This is a genomic window from Cupriavidus sp. GW822-FHT02D05 (assembly GCF_058802485.1).
Window position 1 is genome coordinate 164,302 of record NZ_JBXAOE010000004.1, and the last position, 14,255, is coordinate 178,556.

Consider the following 14,255-nt stretch of genomic DNA (forward strand, 5'->3'; position numbering starts at 1 on the left):
CGGGATGGTGCCAGCCATACGATGCGGCCAACGATCCATGGCAGCGATCGACGGCAAGTCGGTCGCAGCGATCGATACATTGAGGCAAGGAGCACATCATGGGAAGCAGAAGGCGCTTTTTGGTATCGGGCGGTGCCGCCGTGGCGGCGCTCGCGGCCGTTAGCGGCTGGCGCGCGCTGGCCGCCGGCACGGCGAACGCGGGCAAGCCCGCCGAAACCTTCGAGGTAGTACGCTCCGACGCCCAGTGGCGCCAGATGCTCAGCGCAAGCCAGTACAACGTGCTGCGCCAGGAAGGCACGGAGCGGCCCTACAGCAGCCCGCTGAACGATGAGCATCGCGCCGGCATCTTCGCCTGCGCCGGATGCCAGCTCGACCTGTTCTCGTCGCGCACCAAGTTCGACAGCCGCACCGGCTGGCCCAGCTTCTGGGCGCCGCTGGACAACGCCGTGCGCACGAACGAGGATCGGTCCTTCGGCATATCGCGCACGGAGGTGCATTGCCGGCGCTGCGGCGGCCACCTGGGCCATGTGTTCGACGACGGCCCCAAGCCGACCGGGCTGCGCTACTGCATGAACGGCGTGGCGATGACGTTCAAGCCGCAAGCCGCCTGAGCCCGCGCGGGCCTCCAACGCCGACAACAACCAGAGTGAAGCATTCCATGTTCCTTCTTATCCTCGCCTACCTTGGTGGCGCGCTCACCATCCTCAGCCCGTGCATCCTGCCCGTGCTGCCCTTCGTGTTCTCGCGGGCCGACCAGCCCTTTGTGCGCAGCGGCCTGCCGCTGCTGGCCGGCATGGCGCTGACCTTCGCGGCGGTGGCAACGCTGGCGGCGGTGGGCGGCGGCTGGGTGACCCAGGCCAACCAGTACGGACGCTGGCTGGCCATTGCCTTGCTGGCCGTGTTCGGCCTGACGCTGCTGCTGCCGCGCCTGGCCGAGCGGCTGATGCAGCCGCTGGTAAGCGCGGGCAGCCGGCTCTCCGCGTTTGCGCAGGCCGATGGCGGGCAGGTCCGGCCGGGTTCCTCGTTCCTGCTCGGCATTGCCACCGGCCTGCTGTGGGCGCCTTGCGCTGGCCCGATCCTCGGCCTTGTGCTGACCGGTGCGGCGCTGCGCGGCGCCAGCGTCGGCACCACGCTGCTGCTAGTGGCCTACGCGGGGGGCGCGGCCACGTCGCTGGCGGTGGCCTTGCTGATCGGCGGCCGGGTCTTTACCGCGATGAAGCGCTCGCTGGGCGCGGGGGAATGGGTCCGGCGCGGCCTTGGCGCGGCCATGTTGCTCGGCGTGGTTGCCATCGGGCTGGGGCTGGACACCGGTGTGCTGGCCCGCGTCTCGACCGTGGCCACGGGCGGCATCGAGCAGCAGCTGGTCGACAAGCTTTCCGCTAAACAGGCCGAAGCCGGCAATGGCGCGGCCATGGCCACGTCGTCCGGCGCGATGATGCGCGCCACCAGCCTCAAGACCGGCAAGACCAGCGAGAGCGCCGCCGCGGCACTCCCCGTGGAAGGCCAGCTGCCCGGGCTGGGCGGCGCCGTGGCGTGGCTGAACTCGCCGCCGCTCACGGCCGAGGCGCTGCGCGGCAAGGTGGTGCTGGTCGATTTCTGGACCTACTCGTGCATCAACTGCCTGCGCACCCTGCCCTACGTGAAGGCCTGGGCGCAGAAGTACCGCGACCAGGGGCTGGTGGTGATCGGCGTGCATGCGCCGGAGTTTGCCTTCGAGCGCAACCTCGACAACGTGAAGAAGGCCACGCGCGACCTCGGCATCGACTATCCCGTGGCGGTCGACAACAACTACGCGATCTGGCGCGCCTTCAACAACCAGTACTGGCCGGCCCACTATTTCATCGACGCGCAGGGGCAGATCCGCTTTCACCACTTCGGCGAGGGCGAGTACGCGAAATCCGAGCAGGTGATCCAGCAACTGCTGGCGCAAGCGGGCCATGCCGATGCGGCGAAAGTGGCGATGGGCGTCAGCCATGCCGATGCGCAAAGCGTACAAGGCGTGCAGATGGCTGCCGACAAAGCGGAAATCCAGTCCGGCGAAACCTACCTTGGCTATGAGCGGGCGCAAAACTTCGCCTCGCCCGGCGGCGAGGCGCAAGACAAGGCGCACACTTATACCGCGCCCGCCAGCCCTGCGCTCAACGACTGGGGCCTGGCCGGCACTTGGCAGGTGGGTGCGGAGCACGCCACGCTGGCCGGCGCTTCCGGGCGGATCGTCTACCGCTTTCACGCACGCGACCTGCATCTGGTGCTGGGGCCGGGCAAGGACGGCAAGCCGGTGCGGTTCCGGGTGAGCGTGGACGGCGCCGCGCCAGGCGGCGCGCGCGGCACCGATGTGGCGGCGGATGGCAGCGGCACGGTGACCGAGCAGCGGCTATACCAGCTGGTACGGCAGACGGGCAAGGTGGCCGACCGCACGTTCACGATCGAATTCCTGGACCCCGGCGTGGAGGCTTATGCCTTTACCTTCGGTTGATGCGCGCGCAAGCCGCCCTATTCCACCCATATTCCACCCATATTCCACGCATTAATTACGACACTGCAACGTTCAAGGACAGGCAATCATGACCACGCAAACATCAACCGGTTTCTCCTGGTGGACGCGCTCGTCCGCCGCAAAAGTCGCTGGCCTCGTCATGCTGGCGGCAAGCCTGCTGGCCTGGCAGCGCGTGGCCAACTCGGCTGAAGACGCCGTCAAGATCCCGCCGCCCGCGCTCGATGAAAAAGCCAGCGCGGCGCCAACGGAAACGGCCGTGTTCGCCGGCGGCTGCTTCTGGGGCGTGCAAGGCGTGTTCCAGCACGTGCGCGGCGTGAAGCAGGTCACGTCCGGCTATGCCGGCGGCGCAGCCAGCACTGCCCAGTACGAGACCGTCAGCGGCGGCGGCACCGGCCATGCGGAATCGGTGCAGGTCACGTTCGACCCGGCTCAGATCAGCTACGGCCGCCTGCTGCAGATCTTCTTCTCGGTCGCGCACAACCCTACGCAGCTCAACTTCCAGGGCCCGGACCACGGCACGCAGTACCGCTCGGCGGTGTTCCCGCTCAACGCCGAGCAGCGCAGCGTGGCGCAGGCCTATATCGCGCAACTGGGCAAAGCCAACGCGTTCAAGGCACCCATCGTTACCCGCATCGAGGACTACAAAGCCTTCTACCCGGCGGAGAGCTATCACCAGAATTTCCTGACCCTCCATCCTTCGCACCCGTACATCGTCATCAACGACATGCCCAAGATCGGCTACCTGAAGCAGATGTTCCCCGACCTGTATCGCAACGACCCGGTGCTGCTGAAGGTGGCGGGCTCGTGATGGCCACGCGCTGCGCCGTATTGCGCGGTGCAGCGCCGCCGCTCAGCCCCGGCCCTTGAGGATTGCGCTGCCGGCGTAGCGCGCCTGCGCCCCCAGCGTGCGCTCGATGCGGATCAACTGGTTGTACTTCGCGGTGCGATCCGCGCGGGAGATGGACCCCGTCTTGATCTGGCCGCACCGGGTCGCCACCGCAAGGTCCGCGATGCTCACGTCCTCGGTCTCGCCCGAGCGATGCGACATCACCGCCCTGTACCCGGCCGCGTGCGCCACGCCCACGGTATCGAGCATCTCGCTCAGGGTGCCGATCTGGTTGGGCTTGACCAGGATGGCGTTGGCAATGCCACCCGCGCGCAGGTTTCGGTTTGGGATTAGGATCTCGGCTTCGACCCCGCAATGACAAGGCCACCGGACCCGCACCATGTTTCAGCTATCCAGCGACACCGCCCCACTCTCCAAGGCCGCGCAATATGAAGAACTGGCCGCACAGGCGCGCTCCCTGCTGGCGGACGAGACCGACCGCATCGCCAAGGCCGCCAACTTTTCGGCGCTGGTCTACCACGCGCTGAAGGATCTCAACTGGGCGGGCTTCTACTTCTACGACGGCACCGAACTGGTAGTGGGGCCATTCCAGGGCAAGCCCGCCTGCGTGCGGATCGGCCTGGGCAAGGGTGTCTGCGGCACTGCGGCGCAAACTCGCAGCACGCAGGTCGTGCGGGACGTGCATGCATTTGCCGGCCATATCGCCTGCGACGCGGCCTCCGAATCGGAAATCGTCGTGCCGCTGATCGCTGCTGACGGCACGCTCATCGGCGTGTGGGACGTGGACAGCCCCGTGATTGCCCGCTTCGATGACGAAGACGCGGCGGGCATGGAAGCACTGTGCCGGGTGTTTGTGGAGATGGGCTGGACGCAGGCCTAGGCAATGGATTGCGCTTGACCCGGTGCCGCCGGTGGTGCCGCCGGTGGTGCCGCCGGTATGAGCCCGTAGCGGGACATGACCGCAACCAGCGCCGCGCGGTCGGGTGGCGCGCCGGCATTGACAACATCGGCGACGTCGCGGAAGTACTGGGCCCCGATGTCCGGCGTGAGAACAACCAGTGCGCGAGCCACATCGCCGTGCGGGTTACTGAACTGATGCACCGATCCGCGCGGGGTATGCATCCACTCTCCCGGCGCCAGGTCTAGGGCCACCCCGTCGACAGCGTACCGAAGCCTGCCCGCCAGCACATAGACGCACTCTTCGTTGTGCGTGTGGCTGTGCGCTGGCGGCACCTGCGAGCCGGGCGGCACCGTCAATTCGAATACGCCCATCCCACCCGTTGCGGCGCCATCGATCAGGTATTGGATGTGCAATTGACCCACCTGGATCGAATCGCCCGGAGTCCCGCCATCAAGCGCCATTTTCAGTCTCCCACCAATTCAAAGAACCGCTCGCCCGTGCCGCTATTGCGATTCTAGGTCAGCGTGGATGCTTGCGACAGGACCATCGCCGAACGGGAAGCGGGAGGCGGGCGGCGCAATGGCTTGCACTGCGCCCACTCTGGCACGATGATGCATGCTGCGCATTCCCCCGACCTATCGCAGCTTTCCCTCCAAGCCACCCGGCCTTTACCCGTGACCGCCCACGCCCAACCCTCCCGGAACGCCATCGCGTCGTTCTATTTCTACTACGTCGCGCTGTATGCCCCGGTTGCGATCACCATCAGCTTCTTCCCCCTCTGGATCCGAGCCCAGGGCCTGAGCGAGCAGCAGACCGGGATGGTGCTGGCGCTCGGCGCCGCGCTGGCAGTGCTGGTCAATCCGGCCGTGGGCGCCATGGCGGACCAGTACCGCAGCCGCAAGGTGATCCTGCTGGCGCTGGTGGCCAGTTCCGCGCTGAGCGCCGGGCTGCTGTTCAGCGCGCAGGGCTTCATCGGCGTGCTGCTGGTCTTCCTGGCCATCAAGGCCTGCTCGGCGGGCCTGATACCGCTGAGCGAATCCATGGCGCTGGCCGGCATGCCGCGCTATGGCTTTGACTTTGGCCGCTTGCGCAGCGCCGGGTCGATGTCGGTGGTGGCCATGTCGATCGTGCTTGGCTGGCTGGTGGATCGCGCGGGGACCGAGGTGATCGCGATCGTGTTCGTGGCGGCGTACCTGGCACAGGGCCTGCTGGCGCTGGCGCTGCCCAACGACACGCTAGCGGCGCGCCATGCGGTGAAAGCGCCGTTGCAACAGGTGCTGCGGCTGCCCGGTTTCTCGCTGTTCCTGGCCAGCGCCGCGCTGTCGCAAGCGTGCCACGGCTTCTTCTACAGCTACAGCGCGCTGTACTGGAAAAGCGTGGGGTTCCCGGCATCGACCATCGGCTACCTGTGGGCGCTGGGCGTGATCGCGGAGATCACGGCGTTCACCTTCGGCTCGCGGCTGCTGGCGCGGGTATCGGCGCCAGCGCTGATCGCGCTGGCCTGCGCGGCGGGCATCCTGCGCTGGTCGATGATCGGCCTGGCCGAGAGCGCCGGGGTGGCCATGCTGGCGCAACTGCTGCAGGGCGCCACGCTAGGCTTCACGCAACTGGGCGCGGCGCAGTACATCCGCACCCGGGTGCCGGCGCAGGTCATCTCCAGCGGCACGGGCCTCTACTCGGCCTGTGCCGGCTTGCTGACCGCTGCCTGCGTGTTCCTCGGCAGCTACCTGTTTGCCAGCGTGGGCGGCCGCGCCTTCTTGCTCACGGCTGCGCTTTGCGGCGCGGGCCTTGCGGCGGCGCTTGCCCTGCAGGCGCATGAGGCACGCCAGGCGAGCATGGCGCAATGGCGTACGTAATGGCGCACGTAATGGCGGGCATAACGCCGCGATGCGCGCCGGCGCCTACTCGGGCCGGATGTCCGCCACCTTGGCGACCTTCCTCCAGCGCTCCACCTCGGACGCAATGAAAGCGGCGAACTCAGCCGGCTTCATCACCGCCGGCTCCGCGCCTTCCTTGAGCAGGAACGCCTTCATGTCCTGCGACTGGACGATCTTGCCGATCTCACCATTGAGCTTGTCCACCAGGGCTTGCGGCGTGCCGGCAGGCGCCAGTATGCCCCACCACAATTCCACGGCACTGCCTTTGTAGCCGGCCTGCTCCAGCGGCACCAGATCCGGCGCCACGGGCGAGCGCTCGGCCGTGGTAACGGCCAGCGCCCTGACCCGCCCGCTCTTGACCTGTGAGAGGATGGACGGCGCGCTGGCCACCATCATCTGGATCTGGCCGCCTACCATGTCGGTCACAGCCGGCGAGATACCCTTGTATGGGACATGGGTCAGCTTGATATCGGCCGCGTCCGCGAACAGTTCGCTGGCGAACTGGTTGATGCTGCCCGCCCCCGAAGTCCCGTAGTTGAGCTTGCCCGGATTGGCCTTTGCGTTGGCCACCAGATCGGCCACCGACTTGAACGGCGAATTGGCGGACACCGTCACCAGCAAGGGGCCTTTGGCGAGCATGCCCACGGGCTTGAAGCTCTTCACTGCGTCATAAGGCAGGTTGGTCCGGATGGCCGCCCCGGTCGTGAAGGTCGACGTCACCATCAGCAAGGCGTAGCCGTCCGCCGGCGCCCTCGCGACATAGGTACCCGCAATGACCCCGCCACCCGCTGGCTTGTTCTCGACCAGCACGGGTTGCCCCAATGCGTCCTGCAGATGCTTGCCGATGGCACGCGCGAAGAGATCGACAGAGCCGCCCGGCGCACTGCCGACGACGAGGCTGATCGGCTTGGAGGGGTAAGGAGCGGCTTGCGCAAGGGCCGGTGCGGGAAGGCAAACGGTTGCCAACGCCGCCAGTACGAACCTGCTGCGGTTGGCCGCGCGCGTGGTCAATGTAGTAAATGACATCCATGTCTCCTCGGTTGATGCCTGTTGGTATGGCCGCGGGAACCTGAACGCCACGTGCCGCGTGGGCGGATTCTTCTCTGCCGGACCGATTGCGTCCAGCTTATTTTTTCTATCCTTTCAGAAGAAAAAGTAATCAATTAACTGGGAGTGCGAAGCACTCCTCTTCAAGCCAGGTTCGCCCGCCGCAGCTTTGCCCTTAACGTCTCGATCTCGTCCAGCAGGTCGAGCACGACGGCCGCGCCGGCCACCCCGAGCTCCAGGTCGCGCGCGAGCCGCAGCGCCGTGCGGGCACGCTTGAGCGTGGCGCCGTCGAAACGCCAGCGCGGCGCGTCCTCTCCGCGCGGCGTCAGCACGCCCTCCTCCACCAGTGCCACCACCTGTCCAATGTCGGCATGACAGGCCACGCTCAGCTCCACCAGCGTGAACTGCACCTCTTCTTCGACAAGGACGCCATGCAGCATCGATATGCCTTGATCGCTCATCGCATCAAGCCTCCAGTGAACGGCGCGGGGCAAAGCCGCTAAAGGTCTTGGCCATTTCGCGGTACGCATCATTGGCCTTTTCCGTGTCCGCGGGCGGCAAGACGATCGACAGCACCGCGTACAAGTCGCCGGGCGGCGTGCTGGGAAGGCCCTTGCCCTTGAGGCGCAGCTTGCGGCCCGCCGACGAGCCCGGCGGCACGCTCAGTTGCACGCTGCCGTCCGGCGTGGGTATGCCGACGCTGGCGCCCAAGGCGGCTTCCCATGGGGCCACGGGCAGGTCGAGGTAGACGTCGCGATCGACTACGCGGAACAGCGGGTGCGGCGCGATCTCGATTTCGAGATAGAGGTCGCCGGCGGGAGCGTCTCCAAGTCCGGGGCCGCCCTGGCCTGCAAGCCGAAGATGCTGTCCACTGCGAATGCCCTTGGGAATATTGACTTCCAGCTGCCGCTCCTGCAGTCGCACGTGCCCACTGGCGTCTGCCTGGGGCGCGCGCAGAGTGATGGTGCGGCGCCCGCCCCGGTAGACGTCCTGCAGATCGATCTGCACCTTGGCATGGTGATCGCCCCCTGCCATGCGGGCAGCGCCTCGCCCGCCGCGAGACTGCGCATGCCTGGCGCCGAAGAGCGACTCGAAGAAGTCGCTGCGATCCAGGTCTTGCTCGAAATCCGCCTCGCCGCCGCTGTATTCGAAGCCGCTATCCCATCCCGGCGGCGGGGTGAACTCGCGGCCGCTCTTGTACCGCGCCCCCACGTCGTCGTAAGCGGCGCGCTTCTCCTCGTCTTTCAGTGCCACATACGCCTCGGCCACATCCTTGAAGCGAGCCTCCGCATCCGGCTCCTTGCTGACGTCCGGGTGATACTTGCGCGCCAGCTTGCGGTAGGCGCGCTTGATGTCATCCTGCGTGGCCGTGGGCTCCACCCCGAGCATCGCGTAGTAATCCTTGTACTCCATGAATGCCCCCGGGCAACTGGCGTGCGGAACGCGCACGGCGCTTGGCGAATGATGCGCTCGACCTGCGGCTCTCAGTATAGGCAAAGGCACGGGCATGCGGTTCGATGCGGTTCGCCCTGCGCGCGCTGTCCGCACACGTATCCATAACGTGGCGTGCGCAACTGCGGAACCTGCTATGTTAGCGGCAAGCCAGCTAATGGAGGCATCGGTGAAAGATGTGGCATCCGCCCCGCAAGACGCTGAACAATCATGGCTCGGCAAGCTCGGCCCGGGCTTGATCACCGGCGCGGCGGACGACGATCCCAGCGGCATCGCCACTTATTCGCAAGCGGGCGCGCAGTTTGGCTTCAACATGTTGTGGACGGTGCTGCTCACCTACCCGTTGATGGTGGGCATCCAGGTGGTGAGCGCCAGGATCGGGCGGGTGAGCGGCCATGGGCTGGCCACCAATATCCGCAGGCATTACCCCGCGTGGCTCCTGTATGCCGTGGTCAGCCTCTTGCTGGTTGCCAACACGATCAATATTGCGGCCGACGTCTCGGCCATGGGCGAGGCGCTGCGGCTGATCGTGGGCGGGCCGGCCCAGCTTTATGCCGTGGTGTTCGGCATGATCTCATTGCTGCTGCAGGTGTTCGTGCCCTACCGGCGCTATGTCCGCTTGCTGAAATGGCTCACGCTGGCCTTGCTGGCCTACGTGGCCACGGCGTTTGTCGTGCATATCCCGTGGTCGCAGGTGCTGTCGAAGGCGCTGCTGCCGCATATGTCCTGGAAGCCCGAGTATGTCACGACCGTGGTGGCGGTGTTCGGCACCACCATCAGCCCCTACCTGTTCTTCTGGCAGGCATCGCAGGAAGTCGAGGATCAGCTCGCCAACCCCCAGGCCCGGCCCCTGATCAATGCGCCCTGGCAGGCGCAATCCAATTTGCGGCGCATCAAGATCGATACCTATGTCGGCATGGGTTTCTCGAACCTGGTGGCGTTTTTCATCATCCTGACGACAGCGGTGACGCTCAACCTGCATGGCGTCACCGATATCCAGACCTCGGCACAGGCAGCCACCGCGCTGCGCCCGATTGCCGGCGATTTCGCCTTCATGCTGTTCAGTGCCGGCATCATCGGCACCGGCTTGCTGGCGATTCCCGTGCTGGGCGGATCCTCCGCCTATGCCATGGCGGGCGCCTTCAAATGGAAAAACAGCCTGGAGCGCACGCCGATGACGGCAAAGGCCTTCTACGGCATCATCGCCGTCTCCACCCTGATCGGCATCGCGCTGGGCTTTACCGCGATCGACCCGATCAAGGCGTTGTACTGGAGCGCCGTCATCAACGGCGTGATCTCCGTGCCGATCATGGCGGTGACGATGCTGATGGCGGCGCGCACCGACATCATGGGCGAGTTCGTCGTCAGCACAAGGCTGAAGGTGCTGGGGTGGCTCGCCACGCTGATGATGGCCTTGGCTGTCTGCGCGATGCTGGTGACCATGCGCGCCTGAGCCACGCTTGAGCGGCGCCTGTCCAGCAAGTGCTTGCGCAAAGCGAAGTGCGATGAAAGACATCTCCGTGTCCGCCATCGTACCGACGCCATGGCCGATCCATGTCGTTGATCAATCCCACCCATGAGCCGGTTGGCGATGCTATGAGCGACATCGGCCGCGGCGGCGACAAGCTTGGCAAAGTTGACCACATCATGCTGGACGTACCGGGCGGGCGCATCGCCTATGCGGTGCTGTCCTTTGGCGGATTCCTCGGCATGGGCGGAAAGCTCTTCGCCGTGCCCTGGTCCGCGCTCACGCTCGACGTCCAGTGCAAGAGCTTTGTGCTGGGCATCGAGAAAGAAGTGCTAGAGGCCGGGCCGGGCCGCAAGGCGCCATGGATTGAACGCGGAAAGCGCATCGCTGCGCGCGGGAACTTCCAGCACGCAGCGAGGGCGGTGCCAGGCGACATTCAGCCTTGGATCCAGCCTTGATTACGGCGGCTGAACAAGACTCGCCAGGAAGCGCCAGCGGAGAAAGCCAACTGCATTTGCGCCGGCTCGATCGGCCATGCGCCGGACGTCGCGGACAGATTTGGCGGCCTGGATGTGGATCTGGACTGGGGAAAGGTGCTGTCCGTGGGAGTCGCGAAGCAGGATCGCATCGAAAAGAAGAATGCCGACCTGATCTTCCGGAACCGGCAGCAGCATGCGTCGATGAAGAACTGAAGCCCCGGGCCCGGACGGCAGGCGCAGGTACAAGCAACGCGGCAAGGTTCGGGCTTTCGCTCAAGAACAGGAGAGCAAGATGAACACCTCAACAACGCGCTCGCGCTGGATGCGCGCGGCGACCATGAAGGCCGCCGCGGCATTCGGCCTGGCGCTGGCACTCGGCGTCGTGTCGACGGCACCGGCCCTCGGCGACGACCACCATTTCGGCCAGAACCAAGGCAACCAGCATGCTTCGTCCCATCAGGGACACAACGGCAACGGGCAGGGCAACCAACACTACGATCACTCCCGTGACCATCACAACTATCGCGGCTATCGCGGCTATCGCGGCAACTACCATGACAACCAGCGCTATATCTACGCGCCACCGCCGGTAGCTTACGTGCCCCAGCCGGCGCCCGGCATCAGCCTGTTCTTCCCCCTGCAAATCCGCTAGCCAGGCAAGGCACGGGCAAGCGGCAAACCTCCCGGGCAACGAATACGTTGCCCGGACGCCCGCTGCCAGCGCCTTTGATCTCCCACATTGCTGACCTATATTTTTTTTGCAGGTGGCTCCGGGATCGTCCCGGGGTTCTCACTTGCGCGGCTGGCGCAAATTGCCTGGCACATAACCCTCATAACCCAACTCAGCATTGGGAGGCAAAAGATGACATCCACCCACGATCCGAGGGCCAATCATCTCCTTGCCGTATTGCCCGAAGGGGAGTGGTTGCGTCTTGCACCACACCTGATCCTGACCGAGCTGCCCCTGGGCCATGTGGTGTATGAGTCGGGTGACCAGCTCGGCTATGTGTATTTCCCGACCACGTCGATCGTCTCCCTGCTCTACGTGATGGAGGACGGCGCCTCCGCCGAGATCGCCGTCGTCGGCAATGAGGGCATTGTCGGCATTGCCTTGTTCATGGGCGGCGAGACAACGCCCAGCCGGGCCATCGTGCAAAGTGCCGGCCATGGCTATCGCCTGAGTGCCAAAGTGCTGAAGCAGGAATTCACGCGCGGCGGCCCCATCCAGCATTTGCTGCTGCGATACACGCAGGCGCTGATCACCCAGATGGCCCAGACCGCGGTTTGCAACCGGCATCACTCCATTGAGCAGCAACTCTGCCGCTGGCTGCTGTTGAGCATCGACCGGCTGCCGTCCAATGAACTGACGATGACGCAGGAGCTGATTTCGAACATGCTTGGCGTGCGCCGTTCCGGCGTGACCGAAGCGGCCTTGAAACTCCAGAGCGCCGGCCTGATCCAATACAGCCATGGCCATATCGCGGTGCTCGACCGGCCAGCGCTGGAAAAACATGCTTGCGAATGCTACGCGGTGGTCAAGCGTGAGTTCGACCGCCTGTTGCCTGCCACGCCGGCGACCTGAACCTCGCCACACCAGCGGTTGGCAGCCATTAGTAGTCGCTGCCAGCCGCCGGTAGCCGGAAGCTGGTAGCCGTTACTCCTCGCTGGTCCACTCCACCTCGACGCCAAGGCTGCGCAGGTTCTCGACAAAGCGCGGATGGGCCCGGCGGATGGGCGCGGCGTTGCGGATCTCCGAGCGGCCGTCGATGCTCGCGGCCACCATGAGCAAGGCGATGGCCACGCGGATGATGTACGGGCTTTCCACCACCGCCGGCGTCAGGGGATTGCCACCAAAGGTGATGAGCCGGTGCGGGTCGGACGAGAACACATGGGCGCCGAACTTCGACAGCTCGCCGGTCCAGCCCAGCGCGCCGTCGTACACCTTGTTCCAGAACATGGCGTTGCCCTGCGCGCGCACGCCCAGCGCGATGAAGATGGGCAGCAGGTCAACCGGGAAGTAAGGCCACGGCGCAGCCTCGACCTTGGTCAGCACGTTGCTGGTAAACGGCGTCTGCACTTTCAGGGGGCCAGCGCTGGTGGCGCGGGACCAGCCATCTTCGTGCGTGATCTGCACCCCAAACTTGGCGAAGGTGCGGTCGATCAGCGGGAAATTCCCCGGCGCGCTGTTGCGCACCACGACATCGCCGCCGGTGATGGCGCCCAGCGCCAGGAAGGTGGTGATCTCGTGAAAATCCTCGTCGAAGGTAAAGTCGCCCCCCTTGAGCTTGTTGCCGCCATGCACCGTCAGGCGCGAGGTGCCCATGCCTTCGATGCGCGCGCCCATCATCGCCATGAAGCGGCAGAATTCCTGCACATGGGGCTCCGATGCAGCATTGGTGAGCGTGGAGGTGCCACCCGCGGCGGCGGCGCACAGCACGAAGTTCTCCGTGGTGGTGACCGATGCATAGTCGAGCCAATGGTCGATGGGCGTCAGCTGGCCGGCGCTGCGCACCAGCAGCGATCCGTCGGCGCGCTCCACCTCGCCACCAAAGCGGCGGAAGACATCGACGTGCGGATCGATCTCGCGCACGCCAAGCGTGCAACCCTTGACGTTGTCCTCCAGCCGGGCCACACCGAAGCGGGCAAGCAGCGGCGGCACCAGCATGATGGACGAGCGCATCTCTTCCGGCAGGCGATGGCGGGCCGCGTCGAACACGGTCTCCTGATGGTGCAGCGACAGCGTGCCGCTTGCGTCATCCATATGCACCTTGCTGCCCAGCGCGCGGAAGATGTCGAGAATCTTGCGCACATCGGTGATGTCGGGCACGCCGTGCAGGCGCAAGGGCTCATCGGTCAGAAGCGTGGCGCAGAGCACAGGAAGCACTGCATTCTTGTTGGCGGAAGGGGTAATACGCCCCCGGAGCGGCTTGCCGCCGTGCACGATGAGATTGGACATGGGATGGGATATTGCGAGACGAGCCCGGACAGGATGGAACAACGCCCAGCATTGTACTTGCACTGCGAACGGTGCGACCGGCACCCGCCCCGGTCAAGCCCGGGGATCCGGGTCAAGGCGCACGGAGGACGCCGCTGTGACCGATGCCGCATCCTTGCGACAACGTGCCACGGTAAAGGCGCGTTTGAAATCGCTGAAGGCTGATAATATCGTCGTCAATTCACCGACCTTTCGCGTGCGCGCCTTTCCCCGCCGGTTCTGGATTACCGGACTCCTCCTTACCGCCTTCCTGACAGTGCAACTGGCAGCGGCGGCTTACGCCTGCATGGGAAGCCGTTACTCGTCTGGTTCGCCCGGTTCGCCTGTATCGGCGGGCCAGATGGTAGACATGGCGGGCATGATGGCGTCGTGTCCCGAAATGGCCGAGCAGTCCAAACAGACAACGCTCGGCAGCCATGACGGGCTTTGCCTCGAACATTGCCAGCTAGGCGCCAAGTCGGTCGACCACGCCACCCCGCAGATCCCCGGCTTCCTGCCGGTCCTTGTCAGCCTTGTTGAACCCGCTCCCGTTGCCGAACTCACCCGGCACACGGTTCTGCTAGGCGAAGCCATCGCGCGCGCGCCACCGCCGCCCATCCCGATCCTGCACTGCTGTTTCCGAACCTAGCCTCCGAAGCCACGCTTGTTTCGTGCCCTGCCGCCTGAGCGGCCGGGTCGTCGTTGCTTCCCGG

At 65.5% G+C, this 14,255-nt stretch carries 15 protein-coding genes and 2 pseudogenes; 10 read left to right on the forward strand and 7 right to left on the reverse strand.

Features of this window, described 5'->3' with window-relative positions:
- Positions 1-98: 98 nt before the first annotated feature.
- The 3 genes from msrB (at position 99) to msrA (ending at position 3,305) form a co-directional block, all read left to right on the forward strand.
- On the forward strand, positions 99-611 hold the full coding sequence (gene msrB, locus AC1RQK_RS07340) for a peptide-methionine (R)-S-oxide reductase MsrB (protein ID WP_492808261.1): 513 nt from the start codon (positions 99-101) through the stop codon (positions 609-611).
- A 47-nt stretch (positions 612-658) separates the two neighbouring features.
- Positions 659-2,476 (forward strand): cytochrome c biogenesis protein DipZ, encoded by a 1,818-nt coding sequence (locus AC1RQK_RS07345; protein WP_492808262.1) that lies wholly within the window; start codon positions 659-661, stop codon positions 2,474-2,476.
- An 88-nt stretch (positions 2,477-2,564) separates the two neighbouring features.
- Positions 2,565-3,305, forward strand: coding sequence for a peptide-methionine (S)-S-oxide reductase MsrA (gene msrA / locus AC1RQK_RS07350; RefSeq protein WP_492808264.1), 741 nt, complete (start codon positions 2,565-2,567; stop codon positions 3,303-3,305).
- Positions 3,306-3,347: 42 nt separating this feature from the next.
- Here the strand turns inward: msrA and eno are convergent.
- Positions 3,348-3,647 (reverse strand): annotated as a pseudogene (eno, locus tag AC1RQK_RS07355) (phosphopyruvate hydratase); the annotation flags it as partial.
- Positions 3,648-3,723: 76 nt separating this feature from the next.
- On the opposite strand from eno, the gene AC1RQK_RS07360 reads away from it, so the two are divergent.
- Entirely contained in the window at positions 3,724-4,224 is a 501-nt protein-coding gene (locus AC1RQK_RS07360) for a GAF domain-containing protein (protein ID WP_492808266.1), read from the forward strand.
- Here the strand turns inward: AC1RQK_RS07360 and AC1RQK_RS07365 are convergent.
- A complete protein-coding gene (locus AC1RQK_RS07365; RefSeq protein WP_492808268.1) occupies positions 4,221-4,706 on the reverse strand; it encodes a cupin domain-containing protein in 486 nt (161 codons plus the stop codon). The two genes, AC1RQK_RS07360 and AC1RQK_RS07365, sit on opposite strands and share 4 nt — an antisense overlap.
- A 213-nt stretch (positions 4,707-4,919) precedes the next feature.
- Here AC1RQK_RS07365 and AC1RQK_RS07370 point away from each other — a divergent pair, with 213 nt between their 5' ends.
- The gene (locus AC1RQK_RS07370) at positions 4,920-6,101 is read left to right on the forward strand and encodes an MFS transporter (RefSeq protein ID WP_492808269.1); all 1,182 of its coding nucleotides are present in this window, start codon (positions 4,920-4,922) and stop codon (positions 6,099-6,101) included.
- Between the two features lie 45 nt (positions 6,102-6,146).
- Here AC1RQK_RS07370 and AC1RQK_RS07375 read toward each other — a convergent pair whose 3' ends face one another.
- The 3 genes from AC1RQK_RS07375 to AC1RQK_RS07385 form a co-directional block, all read right to left on the reverse strand.
- Positions 6,147-7,148 carry a tripartite tricarboxylate transporter substrate binding protein gene (locus AC1RQK_RS07375; RefSeq protein WP_492808270.1) on the reverse strand — a complete coding sequence of 334 codons (1,002 nt, stop codon included), beginning with the start codon at positions 7,146-7,148 and terminating at the stop codon, positions 6,147-6,149.
- 164 nt (positions 7,149-7,312) lie between these two features.
- The gene (locus AC1RQK_RS07380) at positions 7,313-7,630 is read right to left on the reverse strand and encodes a chaperone modulator CbpM (protein WP_253930597.1); all 318 of its coding nucleotides are present in this window, start codon (positions 7,628-7,630) and stop codon (positions 7,313-7,315) included.
- Between the two features lie 4 nt (positions 7,631-7,634).
- Positions 7,635-8,582, reverse strand: coding sequence for a DnaJ C-terminal domain-containing protein (locus tag AC1RQK_RS07385; protein WP_492370518.1), 948 nt, complete (start codon positions 8,580-8,582; stop codon positions 7,635-7,637).
- Between the two features lie 196 nt (positions 8,583-8,778).
- Here AC1RQK_RS07385 and AC1RQK_RS07390 point away from each other — a divergent pair, with 196 nt between their 5' ends.
- Together AC1RQK_RS07390 and AC1RQK_RS07395 are read left to right on the forward strand one after the other, a co-directional pair.
- Positions 8,779-10,074 carry an NRAMP family divalent metal transporter gene (locus AC1RQK_RS07390; RefSeq protein WP_492370598.1) on the forward strand — a complete coding sequence of 432 codons (1,296 nt, stop codon included), beginning with the start codon at positions 8,779-8,781 and terminating at the stop codon, positions 10,072-10,074.
- Between the two features lie 164 nt (positions 10,075-10,238).
- Positions 10,239-10,439 (forward strand): annotated as a pseudogene (locus AC1RQK_RS07395) (PRC-barrel domain-containing protein); the annotation flags it as partial.
- 108 nt (positions 10,440-10,547) lie between these two features.
- On the opposite strand, the gene AC1RQK_RS07400 reads toward AC1RQK_RS07395, so the two are convergent.
- On the reverse strand, positions 10,548-10,763 hold the full coding sequence (locus tag AC1RQK_RS07400) for a hypothetical protein (RefSeq protein WP_492370519.1): 216 nt from the start codon (positions 10,761-10,763) through the stop codon (positions 10,548-10,550).
- Positions 10,764-10,860: 97 nt separating this feature from the next.
- Here AC1RQK_RS07400 and AC1RQK_RS07405 point away from each other — a divergent pair, with 97 nt between their 5' ends.
- Positions 10,861-11,220: a hypothetical protein gene (locus AC1RQK_RS07405; protein ID WP_492808273.1), complete on the forward strand. Its 360-nt coding sequence runs from the start codon at positions 10,861-10,863 to the stop codon at positions 11,218-11,220.
- Positions 11,221-11,430: 210 nt separating this feature from the next.
- Entirely contained in the window at positions 11,431-12,150 is a 720-nt protein-coding gene (locus AC1RQK_RS07410) for a Crp/Fnr family transcriptional regulator (RefSeq protein ID WP_492370599.1), read from the forward strand.
- A 72-nt stretch (positions 12,151-12,222) separates the two neighbouring features.
- Here the strand turns inward: AC1RQK_RS07410 and AC1RQK_RS07415 are convergent, their stop codons facing one another.
- Positions 12,223-13,524, reverse strand: coding sequence for a UDP-N-acetylglucosamine 1-carboxyvinyltransferase (locus tag AC1RQK_RS07415; RefSeq protein WP_492370521.1), 1,302 nt, complete (start codon positions 13,522-13,524; stop codon positions 12,223-12,225).
- Positions 13,525-13,660: 136 nt separating this feature from the next.
- Between AC1RQK_RS07415 and AC1RQK_RS07420 the strand changes: the two genes are divergently transcribed.
- Positions 13,661-14,191 (forward strand): copper resistance protein, encoded by a 531-nt coding sequence (locus AC1RQK_RS07420; RefSeq protein ID WP_492808274.1) that lies wholly within the window; start codon positions 13,661-13,663, stop codon positions 14,189-14,191.
- The last annotated feature ends 64 nt before the right edge of the window (positions 14,192-14,255 follow it).